Origin of the sequence: Paenibacillus barengoltzii G22 (genome assembly GCF_000403375.2) — a bacterium.
Taxonomy (GTDB): domain Bacteria; phylum Bacillota; class Bacilli; order Paenibacillales; family Paenibacillaceae; genus Fontibacillus; species Fontibacillus barengoltzii.
In genome coordinates this window covers 941,999-956,765 of record NZ_KE159652.1, presented here as the reverse complement: position 1 = coordinate 956,765, position 14,767 = coordinate 941,999, and the positions used below count along the sequence as shown (strand labels likewise).

Annotated in this window: 15 protein-coding genes; 4 read left to right on the top strand and 11 right to left on the bottom strand. The window is 50.7% G+C overall.

Translation table 11 applies throughout. The annotated features are described in order from the left end of the window. Positions 1-57 precede the first annotated feature (57 nt). Both C812_RS04440 and C812_RS04435 read right to left on the bottom strand, forming a co-directional pair. On the bottom strand, positions 58-987 hold the full coding sequence (locus C812_RS04440) for a ketopantoate reductase family protein (RefSeq protein WP_016311489.1): 930 nt from the start codon (positions 985-987) through the stop codon (positions 58-60). A gap of 104 nt (positions 988-1,091) precedes the next feature. Beyond that, on the bottom strand, positions 1,092-1,745 hold the full coding sequence (locus tag C812_RS04435; protein ID WP_009225582.1) for an RsfA family transcriptional regulator: 654 nt from the start codon (positions 1,743-1,745) through the stop codon (positions 1,092-1,094). A gap of 346 nt (positions 1,746-2,091) precedes the next feature. Between C812_RS04435 and C812_RS04430 the strand changes: the two genes are divergently transcribed. Both C812_RS04430 and C812_RS04425 read left to right on the top strand, forming a co-directional pair. Continuing rightward, a complete protein-coding gene (locus C812_RS04430) occupies positions 2,092-2,328 on the top strand; it encodes a DUF2626 domain-containing protein (protein WP_009225581.1) in 237 nt (78 codons plus the stop codon). Positions 2,329-2,457: 129 nt separating this feature from the next. Continuing rightward, the gene (locus tag C812_RS04425) at positions 2,458-3,534 is read left to right on the top strand and encodes a coiled-coil domain-containing protein (RefSeq protein WP_028537923.1); all 1,077 of its coding nucleotides are present in this window, start codon (positions 2,458-2,460) and stop codon (positions 3,532-3,534) included. A gap of 15 nt (positions 3,535-3,549) precedes the next feature. Here the strand turns inward: C812_RS04425 and C812_RS04420 are convergent, their stop codons facing one another. Together C812_RS04420 and C812_RS04415 are read right to left on the bottom strand one after the other, a co-directional pair. Beyond that, positions 3,550-4,815: an extracellular solute-binding protein gene (locus tag C812_RS04420; RefSeq protein WP_016311487.1), complete on the bottom strand. Its 1,266-nt coding sequence runs from the start codon at positions 4,813-4,815 to the stop codon at positions 3,550-3,552. 293 nt (positions 4,816-5,108) lie between these two features. Continuing rightward, positions 5,109-6,440 carry a PhoH family protein gene (locus C812_RS04415; protein ID WP_028537921.1) on the bottom strand — a complete coding sequence of 444 codons (1,332 nt, stop codon included), beginning with the start codon at positions 6,438-6,440 and terminating at the stop codon, positions 5,109-5,111. 125 nt (positions 6,441-6,565) lie between these two features. On the opposite strand from C812_RS04415, the gene C812_RS04410 reads away from it, so the two are divergent. Further along, entirely contained in the window at positions 6,566-7,141 is a 576-nt protein-coding gene (locus C812_RS04410; protein WP_016311485.1) for a YhcN/YlaJ family sporulation lipoprotein, read from the top strand. Positions 7,142-7,181: 40 nt separating this feature from the next. Here C812_RS04410 and C812_RS04405 read toward each other — a convergent pair whose 3' ends face one another. The 6 genes from C812_RS04405 to C812_RS04380 all read right to left on the bottom strand — a co-directional run bounded on the left by C812_RS04405 (position 7,182) and on the right by C812_RS04380 (position 12,634). Next, positions 7,182-7,634: a pyridoxamine 5'-phosphate oxidase family protein gene (locus C812_RS04405; protein WP_016311484.1), complete on the bottom strand. Its 453-nt coding sequence runs from the start codon at positions 7,632-7,634 to the stop codon at positions 7,182-7,184. 106 nt (positions 7,635-7,740) lie between these two features. Further along, entirely contained in the window at positions 7,741-8,835 is a 1,095-nt protein-coding gene (locus C812_RS04400) for an LCP family protein (protein ID WP_016311483.1), read from the bottom strand. A gap of 93 nt (positions 8,836-8,928) precedes the next feature. After that, positions 8,929-9,237, bottom strand: a complete 309-nt coding sequence (locus C812_RS04395; protein ID WP_016311482.1) for a YlaH-like family protein — start codon at positions 9,235-9,237, stop codon at positions 8,929-8,931. A 37-nt stretch (positions 9,238-9,274) separates the two neighbouring features. Beyond that, on the bottom strand, positions 9,275-11,116 hold the full coding sequence (typA, locus tag C812_RS04390) for a translational GTPase TypA (RefSeq protein ID WP_016311481.1): 1,842 nt from the start codon (positions 11,114-11,116) through the stop codon (positions 9,275-9,277). A 202-nt stretch (positions 11,117-11,318) separates the two neighbouring features. Beyond that, positions 11,319-11,813 carry a hypothetical protein gene (locus C812_RS04385; protein WP_028537918.1) on the bottom strand — a complete coding sequence of 165 codons (495 nt, stop codon included), beginning with the start codon at positions 11,811-11,813 and terminating at the stop codon, positions 11,319-11,321. A gap of 161 nt (positions 11,814-11,974) precedes the next feature. Further along, on the bottom strand, positions 11,975-12,634 hold the full coding sequence (locus C812_RS04380; RefSeq protein WP_016311479.1) for a TerC family protein: 660 nt from the start codon (positions 12,632-12,634) through the stop codon (positions 11,975-11,977). Between the two features lie 131 nt (positions 12,635-12,765). Between C812_RS04380 and C812_RS04375 the strand changes: the two genes are divergently transcribed. Further along, entirely contained in the window at positions 12,766-13,470 is a 705-nt protein-coding gene (locus C812_RS04375; protein ID WP_016311478.1) for a TerC family protein, read from the top strand. 61 nt (positions 13,471-13,531) lie between these two features. Here C812_RS04375 and thiI read toward each other — a convergent pair whose 3' ends face one another. Further along, positions 13,532-14,767 carry a tRNA uracil 4-sulfurtransferase ThiI gene (gene thiI, locus C812_RS04370; protein ID WP_016311477.1) on the bottom strand — a complete coding sequence of 412 codons (1,236 nt, stop codon included), beginning with the start codon at positions 14,765-14,767 and terminating at the stop codon, positions 13,532-13,534.

Below are 14,767 nucleotides of genomic sequence, written 5' to 3'. Positions count from 1 at the left end.
TTATAGAAAAAATCAATTCAAAAAAGTAAGTAACTATATTTTTATATCCATGTCAGCTTACAAAGCTCGGACCAACCGCCAAACCATCTCGTGTCCGGGAACCGCGACCCCTTTGCTGCGCGCCATCTCAACGATTTTCCCGTTAATCTGATCAATCTCCGTTGGCGCTCCCTGCTGCACGTCCTTTAGCATGGAAGAGATATTCGTTGAGGTTGATCGACAAACCTTGACGATTTGATTGAACATATCGGCATCGTGTGGAATCCCGTAAGCCTCATAAACCTGTAATCCTTCATCGCAAAGTTGCTGGAGCAGGCCCATTCGTTCATCGTTCTCCAACAGTTGGCCGTTATTCAGCCGCCACAAAGCTGTTAAGGGGTTAATCACCGCATTGATTAGCAGCTTTCTATAGACTTCTCTCCCGATGTCTTTCGACAAAAGGGCGGTAAATCCTGCCTTCACCAGCAATTTCACGAAACTTTCTGCATGAGACTCCAGATCGGCCATATCGCCGTTCGCACCAATCTGCGTTGTCCCCTGGCCAGCCCGGTTCACGCTGCATTCATCCAGCCGTTTGGCACCTTCCGTTGTAATCGCCGCATAGAGCGGTATCCCCGGCAATGCTTTGCCGATCAGCTCAAGATGTCCGATCCCATTTTGAAAGCACACAACCTTCGTCTCTGGCCCCACAATCTGCTTCAGAAAAGACAGCAGCTTCGCATCGATATGGCGTTGCTTCGTCGTTAACACCAGCCATTCAGCCGCCCGATCCGGCACGCCACTTTCTCCAGCGGGAAAAGCTTTGAGCCGCTTTCCATTCACAAAGGTTGTGGACCCGTCCGCTTCAGTAAGACGAATCCCCTCTTTATTTAGCTTTTCAGCCTGCTCAGCAGTTCTTGTCCAAAAACGTACCGGCACACCAGACGCCGCCAGCTTACCGCCAAACAGCAGCCCCAGTGCACCGGCACCGATGATATCGATCTGCATGAAGCTCCACTCCCTTTCTGTATCTCCTAATCCCTTTATACCAAACTCCCCCCTAATAACACAAAAATCCCGCCATTTAGGCGAGATTTTGCGATATTTTTCGGTTATTCGATCCGTTCTAAATTTCCGTTCGCATCCATTTTGAATCTGGATTTGTTTTCTTCGTCTTCTTCATTTAAGAAAGCTAATCTTCTGGCCCGGTCCATGATCTGAATTAACGCTTTATAGTCGTCGTTCACAACCCGATAATCCGTCTGCACCTCATTGACCTGCGCCGACAACTTCTCGTTTTCCTCGCGAAGCTTCGCAATCTCCTCTTCTTTCTCTTTAAGCTCTTTCTCCAGCGTTTTGATTTGGCGATTCGTTTCCTGAATCGTGTTTTTCCATCCGCGTAAGAAGCGGATCACCGCGTCGATCGAAATCGTCTCCTCCGACACCCCATCTCCGCGATAACCGTTGTCGTCCATATCGACGGAAGTTAGCGAGGCCATGCCGGAACCGGCCGTTAGCGAGTTTTGCTTTTTCATATAATTACGTTTCTGTCTTTGTGCTTTCGCGATGCTTATGGCCGCTTCGTACTTCTTGCGAACGCAGCTGTTCCATCGGAAACCGCAGGCCGCCGCCGTTCTGCCTATCCGTTCTCCGACCTCTTCGAAAGCGTTTAATTGGGTGCTGCCCTCCCGTATATGCCGAAGGGTAACCTCGGCCAGAATCAAATCATCTTCTGGGCTCCATGCATCTTGTCTCACAGCTGTCATGCTATAAAAACCTCCTAACGACATCCTAATCTAACCGTCATCCAACCGGCGGTCTCCGGCAGGCGTAAGGGTAAAATGCTTCTTACTCCATTTCTATGCCTCTCATAGAGTTCATAGAATCTATTTGATACTAAAATGTATTTCCAAAATCCGGGGACTCCATACATGACGTTTCATGAAATGAATAACAAGAGTAGGGGGCACCAACACTACTGTAAGGTTTGTCACAACAACACCTTCGATATTTGGCTAAATCGTGACTTTTCGTTTACACTTTTCAGCCTAACGGGTATAATGGGAAAAGGAATGGAAGGCTCGTTGATACATAAGAAAGGGGGATTACCTCGTGGCACGCATGTTTCGCGTCCTTGGCTTCTTCACACTGGCTATTGGGCTTATGGCCTTTGCGGGCGATCTGACGGAAATGGCTTTGCTGTTCTTCTTGCAAACCGCCTTTTTCGTCCTTTTCGGCTATCTGAAGCTTACCGAGAGAACCTATATCCTGCTGTTCTGGGGATATATGATCGTCGCATTTACCGGTTTCAGCTACTGGACGGTCTTCAAAATGGGTTTACCCCTCTAATCCCAAATCGCATAAGTATTTCAAAAAGGCGTTTCGGCATTATGCTGGAACGCCTTTTTTCGTGAGTTCTGCTATTTCGGGACCTGTTATCATATATATAGGACAACTACAGATGGGAGAGGATCGTTGTTGAAGATACGCATCATATCGCTCTGTCTATTGCTGTTGCTGGCGGCTCTTCAGTTTGCCAGTTTGTCGGCTGCCGCTGCTCCGCTGACTGCTGAAGAACAACAGATCCTGGAACAAAGCTTGTCCATTCAGGAAATCGACCGAGAAATCGAGCGAATCGCTTCCCGCCAGCACGAGACGGAAACAGACCTTCACAAGCTGCAGGCACAATTAAGTGATAAAAACGAGCAAATCCGGATCAGCCGCGAACAAGCTGGCTTAAGATTACGTGCGTATTATATGGGGGAACGGGAAAATCTGCTGTATGCTTTGCTGAGTGTGAACAGTCTGAAAGATTTTTTTACCGTATTGGATTATTATCAACTCATTCTGGATCGGGATCGTACCATCCTTAACCAATACAAGTCGGAATATGCTGAACTGACGAAGACCAAACAGAAGCTGGAAGCCACGTCCATTGAACTGGCCCGTATGAAGGAAGAACTGGAGCTCCAGCGAACCCGAGTGGCCGCGCTTCGACAAAGCGTCGACGAATCCCTTGGCCTCAGCGCCGATCCCGAGAAGTTGAAGGCGTTAATTCAGGAGTTAACTGCCTATTGGGAGAACGTTGGACTGTACGAGCTTCGCAGATATTTTCAGGCACTCAGCTCCGCGATGTCGCAATTCTCCGACTTTTTGAAGCAGAACGAGAGCAGTTTGATCGCTGAAAAAGGGGGCTATCGTCTAGAAGTCCACGAGCAGGATCTAAATGCGTTTCTCTACCGCAAGAACGAGCTGCTCAAGGATATGAGCTTTCAATTCAAAACAAATAAGATCATCGCACGCGGCAGCCGGGAAGGCTTGGAGCTCGAAGTCGAGGGTCATTATACGGTGGAGCAGGAACCGGAGAACGCAATTGTTTTCCACGTAGACCGTTTGCTGTTTAATGGATTGGCTCTCCCGGATACGACGCGGGCTGAACTGGAGCGGGATTTCGACCTTGGCTTTTATCCGAAAAAAATCGTCCCCTTCGTGGAGGCCACTGAAGCAGTGATCTCCGAGGGGACGTTAACTGTGAAATTGAAGTTGACATTATAAGTACGAGGTAATGTTTTATCGACTTAGCTCAGCCAACCGTCCGCGATATTGTTTGCCGGTAATCGCTCCGCTTAAAAAATCGGTGGTAGGCGGTGCGAAGCTTTCGAGCTGTTCCGGTAGCGATGGACTGGCTGGCAGTACAATGCCGGAGCCCGCAGCCAACGTGGCGGGGATCCAAGTGGGAAGCTGATTTCGCGCGGCTTCGTAATAAATCGTTTTGAGCACGGGAAGATTCCCGGTAGTTTCATACCAACGCGCTTGATTATAAAGGGAGGTCATCTCCGAGATCCACAATCCGGCCGCATCGGGATGATCCGTTTGGGAAGAAACGGCGTAACTTCGGCCGAGGATCCACGTCGACGCTAGATTCTGTTGCAGCTCGGGCATCCAGATTTTCGTGCGAGGATGCCGGTGCTTCTCGGCTTCCGTTGCCGTCGTGATCATCATCGACAGTTCGCCGTCACTCAGCTTGCTCCACGCATCCAATCCAGTCAAGCTAGAATCCAAAAGCGTTGAGCGCAGTGATTCCAGCTGTTGCAAGGCGTATGTCAGATGGCCCTCTTCCATTACATAGAAGGGTCCGGAACCGGTTGGTTTCCAGCCTCCGCCGACTTGCCATAGTAAGGTCGCTGCAGCGTAGGGATCACGGAAATCCAACCCTAACAGGTAGGGCTGGGAATGTTGCTTTTTGAAGGTGGAGACGAAGACGTTCCAATCATCCGCTGTAGCCGGCGGGCGTTTCCATCCTAACTGCTTCAGCTTGTCCTCATGATAGACCAGCACATAGGGATCCACATCGAGCGGAACTCCCCATACGTAACCATTCCACTCGTTCGGAATCAAGGAAGCGCTTAACACTTCGCCTGACAAGGAACCTGAGAAATACCCCTCCGTGGGCAGCAGGTAACCGTCCGCCGCAAAACGGCGAACCCAGACATTGTCCAAAAGCAGAACGTCCGGCGACTCCCCAAGCTTCATCAGCTTGCGTTGGTACGCGGGATAACTCTCCTCCATCGGCACATTCACTAGATCCACCTCCACCGGATGGCTCAGCGTAAACTGCCGGTTCATCTCCTCCAGACGACGGAAGTCAGTCTCATTCATCTGTACTGCCACCTGGATGTGGCCAGTCTCCTCCTTGGTTTGCGCTTCAGGCGGCGTAACCGGCTGAGCCTCCCCGCCGTCTTCTTGGCGAACTAGCGTTAATTCTTCGCTAGGCGACAGATTAATTAAAGCGAGCAGGAGGATTGCAAAAAGCACCCAATGATTTTTTCGCTTCACGCCTGTCCTTCCTCTCCACAATTTAGGAGCGCACGTCACGTCAATCGATAACCTTCTGATACTCCGTATTGTAGCAAATTGCCGGATGAATTGTCCCGTAAAAAAATGTATACGCCCCGGCGGACCCTCTGACCGATATGCGATTTCGACTGTACCGGTCCGCCTCTTAGTTGATTTTACCATCATTCACTGAAAAGTCCGGCTCACACGCACGAAAAAAGCCCGGGAATCAAGTTGCACGATTCGCCGGGCTGCTACTATGATTTTCCTCGAATGTGAGCGAGCTCTCCCTTCTACAATAAATCCGCCGCCAGCTGAGCCAGCTTCGAGCGTTCTCCCTTCTCCAGCGTGATATGCCCGCTGATCCCCTGGTCGCGAAAGCGTTCGACCAATATGGTTAACCCGTTGCTGGAAGCGTCCAGATACGGATGGTCGATCTGCTCCGGATCACCGACCAGCACGATCTTGCTGCCTTCACCGACGCGCGACACGATTGTCTTCACCTCATGGCGCGACAGGTTTTGCGCCTCGTCCACGATGATGAACTGACCCGGGATCGAGCGGCCGCGAATGTATGTGAGGGCCTCGACCTGGATGCTGCCCAGCCCCATCAAGATTTTCTCAATGTCACCTGATTTCTTCGTATCGAACAGATACTCCAGGTTATCATAGATCGGCTGCATCCACGGACGCAGCTTTTCTTCCTTTTCACCGGGAAGGTAACCGATATCTTTGCCCATCGGGACAACGGGCCGGGCAATCAGCAGCTTTTTGTATTTGTGCTCATCTTCAACCTTCAACAGTCCGGCGGCTAACGCAAGCAACGTCTTCCCCGTCCCGGCTTTGCCCGTGATCGTGACGAGCGGAATATCATCGTTAAGCAGCAATTCCAATGCCATGCGCTGCTGCGCATTTCGGGCGCTGATTCCCCAAACCGGCTCATTGCTAAGATACAACGGTTCCAAGCGAGTAGCATCTTCGTTTACTTTCAGCAAAGCGGATTTTCCGGTTCCCATCTCATCTTTTAATATTACAAACTCATGCGGATAAAGGGAATAACTAAGTCCCAGCGGGTTAATGGGCAAAAAGCGATACGTATAAAATTCATCGATCACCGATGGGTGAACCTTAATGGTTGAATAACCTCCGTATAGATCGCTGGGGCCTACGGTCCGGTCTGACAAGTAATCCTCAGCATGAAGTCCCAGAACGTCGGCTTTGATCCGAACCAGTACATCCTTGCTGACCAGGATCACCGGCCGCGGCGTTTCCATCTCCGCTTGCTCCAGGTGATAATTCAGGGCTACGGCAAGAATCCGGTTGTCGTTAGTGACTTCCCCGAACATTTCCTGAACCTTGACGAAGCTGCGGTGATTTAACTCCACCTTAATTCGCCCGCCGCCCTCCAGCGGTACGCCATCATGCAAATGGCCCGTCGACCGCAAGCCATCCAGCAAGCGGGAGACGCCCCGCGCATTCCGGCCGATCTCGTCGGCGTTACGCTTCTTGCTGTCGATTTCCTCCAGCACGACAGCCGGAATGACCACATCATGTTCGTCAAAGGCAAATACGGCCCCCGGATCATGCAATAATACATTCGTATCCAATACAAAGATCTTCTTCACCATTATCCCCTCCACCGCGGTCATTGCAGCCTTATGAGCATACATATTTTTTGGCGTCCCGGGAACTCTATAACCGATATTAGAACCCGGTATCGAGAGATCAATTCCGAAAGGACGGATCGAACATGCGATTATGGCTGTGTTTGTTACTGACGGCTACCCTGCTTACAAGTTGCGGAACTCGTTCTGAAAAGGCATCACCCTCTCCAAATAATCAAACAGGGAATGCGCCCCAGGCACATAGCCTGGACCCTTATGCAACCAATATCAACGATAAAGAGGTCATGTCGGATCAGGAAAGACAAGAATATTTGGAACAATTGGTGAAAAAGGTCCCCGGCGTGAAAGGCGCGCATTGTGTCATTATGGGCAAAACCGCCATCGTGGGTATCGATGTGGATAGCCGCCTCGAACGTGCAAGGGTTGGAAGCATTAAGTATACGGTAGCTGAAGCGCTTCGAAAAGATCCGCACGGGGCCGGCGCCATCGTCACCGCGGATATCGACTTAAATCAACGGATTGCCGAGATCGGCAAAAAAATCCGCGAAGGTCGGCCGGTGTCCGGCTTCGCCACCGAGCTGGCAGATATTATCGGCCGGATCGTCCCTCAAATTCCGAACGATACCCGTCCGCCGGAAGGCAATCCGAAGCAAATGCAAATCGCCCCTGGCGACGGCGGAACGCGGCAAAATCTGCGTTAAGTTTGTCCCAAGAAGGAAAAAAAGCCTAGCGATCAACTCGCTAGGCTTTCTTCATGGCTTCAAACACTTGACGATCCAGCATGTCCGCAGCACGCTGGTCATAAACTTTGGCATATTCCGGCGGTGACACCAGTTGCGCGCCATAAAACAACGCGTTTCGCACCGCATCGATCTGGATGTCGAAACAGCACATATTAAACGGCACTCCATCCAGTGGATCCTGTACAACGGAAGCTCGGCCATTGATGGCATAAATCGTATCCTGGCCAAACACCGTCACTGTCGCCCGCGGATTGGCCTTCAAATTGCCGACCAATCTGGAGCGATGATCCAGAGCCAGCCGCAACTTCGAAGGATCCACGGCATACACCCAAGAAATCGCACTGGATGTAGGGCCGCCGGATTCCTGATCCACCGTGTTCAACAATACATACGTTTCGGACTGGAGTAGGGAATAAAGCGAATCAGACAATTGGGTTACGACTTCGGACATTAGACCAGCCCTCCTGTACGGTGTTACATCGGATTTCTGCTCAATACGCTTCAGCTATCCTTAAGTCAATTGTATTATAGCACGCAGTAAAACTTGCATTCAATCGTCAGTTGACCTGTCCGTCTTCCGTCTCCCCGGTGTTTGCCTGCGCCGAACCTGCCTTCCCGTCGAGCTGATCCTTCAGCGCCTGCTTAGCCGCTTCGAGTTCATCCTGATGCAAGTATACGTACGGACTCTTCCAATCCCCGGTTACTGGCATGAAATCTACATTTTCCTTGGAAATATTCCAGTACGCTTGAATGATATTCTTCATTTGCTGCGATTCCAGGTCCGTCTCCAAATTCTTGCCGACGGATTCAATGACTTTGCCAGCCCCCATGACCCCATTCAGCGACTTCGCTTGATCAATCAGGGCGTGCAGTACTTCATTTTGTCGGCGGTTACGATCGAAATCATCCGAACCCTTCGTCTTCGGACTACAGTTCGATTTGCGGTAGCGAACATAACCTAACGCATCTTCCCCGTTCAGGTGCTGCTCGCCTTTCTTCAGATTGATGTTCGTGCCATCCGCCGTATCCCGATAACACATGTTGGCATCCACATTGACGTCTACGCCGCCCAGCGCATCCACCACATCGCGGAACCCTTGGAAATTCAGCACCGTTACATAATCGATGTTGATCCCAAAAAACTTGCTCATCATCGTTTTCATTTCCTGAGTGGCAGGGATTCCTGATTTCTTCTCTGCCGCTAGGAAGTTCGGATAGTACGCATTGAGCTTATTCGTCTTATATCCGTCCAATTCCAGCTTCGTATCGCGCGGAAGAGAGACAACCGTGGCCGATTTCGTATCCGGGTTCATCGCGATGACCATCATCACGTCACTCAGATGGGTGCCGGTCTGCGGACGGTAATCCGTCCCTAGGAGCAGCATCGTAATCGGCTTGACCTTGGCGGATTTCTCAGGTGGCACCTCGCCTGAGGTCCCTGTGGCATCGATCACCTTATCGGCGGTATAGAATAAATACCCTGCATAAAGTCCTACCCCAATCACTCCGACAATGAGGAGCGTCAGGACGGTTCGGAAGAACCGTTTGAGGCCGCTGGATTTTCTTTTTCGAGTGGAACCCCGTTTTGAACCTTTTGTCGACCCTCGTTGGCCCTTCCCTCGTGGAGGTAAGCCGCTGCGGTTAGAACTCATGAACTAAAACACCTTATTTCTGTAAAAATGTTGTTGTATTCAATAAGACGTACCGAGCTTCGGAAAAGTTACCGGTTCGAAAGCGAAGGTAAATTATAGCGATTTATCGCCAGACGGTGAACCCTTCTTGCTCTGCTTGTTCCGTCGTCCCTCGACAAAATAACGAATTCTCACCATAAGCATCAATACGACAGCCACCAGCAAACATTGAATGATCGGCAGCTTATCAATTTGGAAAATGAGCAGCAGGAAGGAACCCAGCGCCATGAGGAGGTACAAAATAATCTCCTTAAACAGCGGCAGCTTCTGCTGTGCACGAAACACCTTATTGTAAACATAAATAATCAGCACGAAGATCAGCACGTAGGAAATTATCGGATGGCTGGCAAACCAAGCCTGCATAACGAAACCCTCCTTCAAATGGCAACCTTATTCCTAATTATAGGTTGGCTTCCGCCATTTTGCGATGTTTTTCTGCACGTTCCCGCTCGCTCTTGTTCAGAATCTTCTTGCGCAAGCGAACCGATTTTGGCGTAATTTCGCAATATTCGTCGTCATTCAAATATTCCAGCGCCTGTTCCAGCGAGAAGAGCCGCGGTGTCTTCATCTTCACTGTTTCGTCCTTCGTAGCAGAACGGACGTTGGTCAGTTGTTTTTCTTTACAAATATTTACAACGATATCATTATCGCGGGTATGCTCCCCTACGATCATACCTTCATAAATTTCTGTACCTGGTTCCACAAACAGGATGCCGCGATCCTCAATGGACAAGATCCCGTAAAGAGTCGAAACGCCGTTTTCACTGGAAACCAGCACGCCTTCATGACGTCCGCCAACTTGGCCGCCAACAAATGGACCATAGCTGTCGAACGCGTGGTTCATAACGCCGTAGCCGCGAGTCAACGTAAGGAAATGCGTCCGATACCCGATCAAGCCGCGGGCTGGAATCAAGAATTCCAAGCGAACTTGGCCATTACCGTTGTTGACCATATTCACCATTTCCGCTTTGCGGGAACCTAAACTTTCCATAACGGCGCCCATGCTCTCTTCCGGCACGTCGATCAGCAGGCGTTCGATCGGTTCCATCTTCACGCCGTCGATTTCCCGTACGATAACCTCAGGCTTAGATACTTGCAGCTCGTATCCTTCACGACGCATATTCTCGATCAGAATCCCCAGATGAAGCTCACCACGGCCAGATACGATAAAGGCGTCCGGGCTGTCCGTCTCATCCACACGCAAGGAAACGTCCGTTTCGAGTTCCTTAAACAGACGCTCGCGCAGTTTACGGGAAGTTACCCATTTACCCTCACGTCCTGCAAACGGACTGTTATTCACAAGGAACGTCATTTGGAGCGTTGGTTCATCGATCTTCAAGACCGGCAAGGCTTCCGGGTTGTTCGGATCGGCGATCGTTTCCCCGATATTGATATCCTTAATCCCGGCAACGGCGACGATGTCCCCGGCGCCCGCTTCTTCGATTTCCACGCGGCGCAAGCCTTGGAAGCCAAACAGCTTCTCGATGCGTGCGGTCTTCTTGCTGCCGTCACGCGTCATGACTGCGACAGATTGACCTTGGCGAATCACGCCGCGGTTCACTCGGCCAATAGCGATCCTTCCCAAGTATTCGTTATAGTCCATCAACGTGACGAGGAATTGCAGCGGCTCGTCGACGTTCTCCGTCGGTGCCGGAATATGATCGATGATCGTTTCATACAATGCCAGCATGTTGTCATCCTGCTTCTCTGGATCCAGGCTGGATGTGCCGTTCAACGCCGAAGCGTAAACGACAGGGAAATCCAACTGATCATCGCTGGCTTCCAACTCGATAAACAGATCCAGCACCTCGTCGATGACTTCGGCCGGACGTGCGGCTGGACGGTCGATTTTGTTCACCACAACGATAGGTGTCAGATGATGTTCCAGCGCTTTGCGAAGTACAAACTTCGTCTGCGGCATGCAGCCTTCGTAAGCATCCACCACGAGCAGCACGCCGTCGACCATTTTCATAATCCGTTCTACTTCCCCGCCGAAGTCGGCGTGTCCCGGAGTATCCACAATATTAATCAAATAGTCTTTATACGTAATGGCGGTATTTTTGGCCAAAATGGTAATTCCGCGTTCCCGCTCCAAATCGTTGGAGTCCATGGCCCGCTCTTGCACTGCTTCGTTCTCCCGGAAGATCCCGGATTGCTGCAGCAGTTTATCGACAAGTGTCGTTTTCCCGTGGTCAACGTGGGCAATAATCGCAATATTGCGAATTTGTTTTCTATCATGCATAGGTTTGTCTCCATATCCTTTCGTCTCTATAGATTATTGAGAAGGGTTTATCAATACAATTTGCACTTCGAACAGGAATTAGTCGACAAGACCAAGTGCAGTCTCATCGACCACAAAACAAAGCGTCGACTTAAATGCCGACGCTTGACATATCCCTTATATTATACGTGAAATCTTGAAATTTTCAAGAACTATCCCTGCCTCACCATGATCTCCGACGGTTGCCTCGACCTGCAATCAACCAAATCCCGGCAACGATTAGAACAATAGCCAAGAAATAAACGATGGATGAAGCAAACAACGTCCAACCGAGCAACAGAAGTGAGATCGCTCCCAAAATCAGGGCGGCGATGAATATTCCGTTCTGGCGCTGAGGCGCGAAGTAACCATACTCAAACAAACCGACGGCAACGCCGAGGAAGAAGATCGGCCAGGTGTATTTCAAGGTTTGCCATCCACCGATAACCCCGGTAAAAAATACAAGGCTGTAGACGACCAGAATGGCACCAGGAAGCAGCAATTCCGCAGGACCTTTCCGCCAGAAATGCCAGATGTGCAGCAAGATCCCAGGGATCAGCAGCAGCAGCGGCCAAAGCGCTCTTCCCAGAAAGCTGAAAAACCCTAATTTACCGAGCAGGATAATCACTCCGGCAGCGAGGATCAAGACGCCAGTCATGAGTTTGTTGTTGTCGGACATATCCATCACACACCTTCCAGAAGACAATGAGGGACAAGACGTTGCAATTTACGACATCCCCTTCACTTCCAGTTTATATGAATTCTGCCCAAAAAACCACTCGGCCTAAGGCGGGGCCCGATGTTTTTTTTCGGATGGTGTGGATGGAACTGCTGGGGGCGTTAGCTGCGCCCGGCGTTATATTTTCGCAGCCAGCCGAACATAATAACGACCGCGGCGGTTCCCGCCGGTACAGCTCGTGCCAATGCGGGGGCAGCCGCCGCAAGCGCTGGTCCAAGCTGCGGATCCTGCAGCAGCATATCTCCGGCAGTGTATCCGAGTATGCCTGCTCCGGCATAAACGAGGATCGGCAGACGCTGCAGCCAATCGGCGATCAGATTGCTGCCCCAGACCACGATCGGAATGCTGATGGCGATCCCGATTACAAGAATCGACACATCGCCCTCTGCCAGCGCAGCGATTGCCAGCACGTTATCCAAGCTCATAATAAAATCGGCGGCGAGAATCGTCTGCACCGCCTTCCATAATGAGCTTGCGCCCGCCACGCGGGAGTGTTCCTCCTGCGGCAGCAGCAGCTTCACGGCAATCGCAGCCAGCAGCACGCCGCCTGCCGCATGAATAAACGGGATTTTCAACAGTAACACGGCTACCCAGGTCAAAACGCAACGCAACAGTACGGCTCCCAATGCCCCCCACCATACCGCCCGCTTACGTTGTTTGAGCGGCAAATTCTTGCTTGCCATAGCTATTACAACGGCGTTATCGCCGCTGAGTACGAGATTGATGATTAAAATTTCTGATAACAGCAGCAAATGTTCCAAGCTCATCCCTCCCCCTACAACTTGTATGAGGGATGTAGCCAAGCTATGCCACTTTATAAAAACATCTCTGGACAAATGAATCTTTTTAGCGATTTAATACGTATATACGTCTATAGAGGAAGTGACATAACGTGGACTTATTTAGTGCTGCATTTTTTCTCGCTCTGATCAATATTGTTTTTATCGATCTCATTTTAGCGGGTGATAATGCCATCGTCATCGGGATGGCGGCACGAAAGCTGCCCCACACGGTACAGAAGAAAGCTATCCTATACGGTACAATCGGTGCCGTTGTGCTAAGAATCGCAGCAACGCTGATTGTTGTATGGTTGTTGCAAATCCCTTGGCTGCTAGCCATAGGCGGGTTGTTGCTAATCTTTATCGCCTACAAAGTGCTAGCAGATGAAGGCGGTCATGACAACATTGAAGCCAAGGACAAGCTATGGCCGGCAATTCGTACCATTATCATTGCTGACGCTGCCATGGGGCTCGACAACGTCATTGCCGTCGCAGGGGCGTCCAAGCAGCATATGGTGCTGGTGGTCATCGGCCTGCTGATCAGCGTCCCGATCGTTGTTTGGGGTAGTACTTTGTTTATTAAACTGTTGGACAAGTTCCCTTGGATCGCTTATCTTGGCGCTGCCGTGCTTGCCTACACCGCCGCCAATATGATTACCGAGGAGCGCCATTTCGTGCATTTCTTCGAAGAGAATCCAGCTCTTCGTTATCTACTGATCGCCATTGTAATCGCCGCTGTACTGTTAGCGGGTTACATGAAGAAGCGCCAACAGCGCAAAGAAACTGAAGGAGCTCAGACGCATCCGGCAACCCGCTAGAAACAGTAAAACCCGCCGAAAGCCATTTGAATTGGCTTGGCGGGTTTCTCTTTTTTTATAGTTAGAACCAGCTTTCCTGAACGACATTATCCTCTGTGTTCTCCCGTCGCTTAATGGTGCGCCCAGGGCGGATAAAGATCGTTTCCGTATCCTCGACCGCTTTGTCAATCATTTCATCCAAATCCGTCAGCGAACGCTCCACATTCTCCAGGACTCGCAGATTTGGGTTGGTTGCTGGAGATTTCGGAACAAATAACGTACAACAATCTTCATAGGGCAAAATCGACAAGTCGTACGTGCCAATCTGCTGTGCCAACGCAATGATATCCACTTTGTCGGTCATCACCAACGGCCGAAGTATTTGCAGATTCGTTACGCGTCCGATCGCATTCATGCTGGACAACGTTTGGCTGGCTACTTGGCCCAAGCTGTCTCCGGTGACCAGAGCCAAGGCGCCATTCCGTTCCGCCAGCTTCGTGGCAATGCGCAGCATCGCTCTTCGCATCATCGTGATGATCAAGTTATCCTGACCGGTCTGTGCCAGCTTCGTTTGAATTTCAGTAAACGGCACGAGGTGCAGCTTGATGAAGCCGGAATACCTAGCTAACACTTGGGCTAAATCAATGACCTTCTGCTCGGCTTTTTTACTCGTAAAAGGATAGCTGTGGAAATGAACGCATTCGATTTCCAATCCGCGACGCAGCGCCGACCAACCGGCAACCGGACTGTCGATTCCACCGGACAAGAGCAGCATGGCTTTACCGTTTGAGCCGAGCGGGAATCCTCCTGCCCCCGGGATCACTTCACAGAACAAATACGTACCCTGCTCTCGAATCTCCACGCGCAGATCCACTTCGGGGTGATGAACGTCCACCTTAAGTTCGGGGTTCGCGTTCAGGATAGGGGTGCTGACCAGTCTGTTCATTTCATGCGACGAGTGGGGAAATGCCTTCCAGATCCGGCGGGCAGTCACTTTAAACTTCGTTCCCGGGGCCGGCCCCAGTTCGTTAATGAAATCAACTCCCGTCTGCAGAATATCTTCCAACCGGGAGGGGACAACTTTGATGGGAGACATCGAAGTTACGCCAAACACGTTCTTCATCTCCGCAATCATCGGCTCCAGCGGCTCTCCGTTGATGGCAATAAAAATTCTTCCATATTCTTTGATGACTTGCGCCCGGGGAAATTTATGCATCAGTGCTTTGACATGATTGTGAATCACTTGCTCGAAGCGTGAGCGATTTCGCCCCTTAAGGGTGATTTCTCCAAAACGGAGCAGCAGCATATCATATTCCAT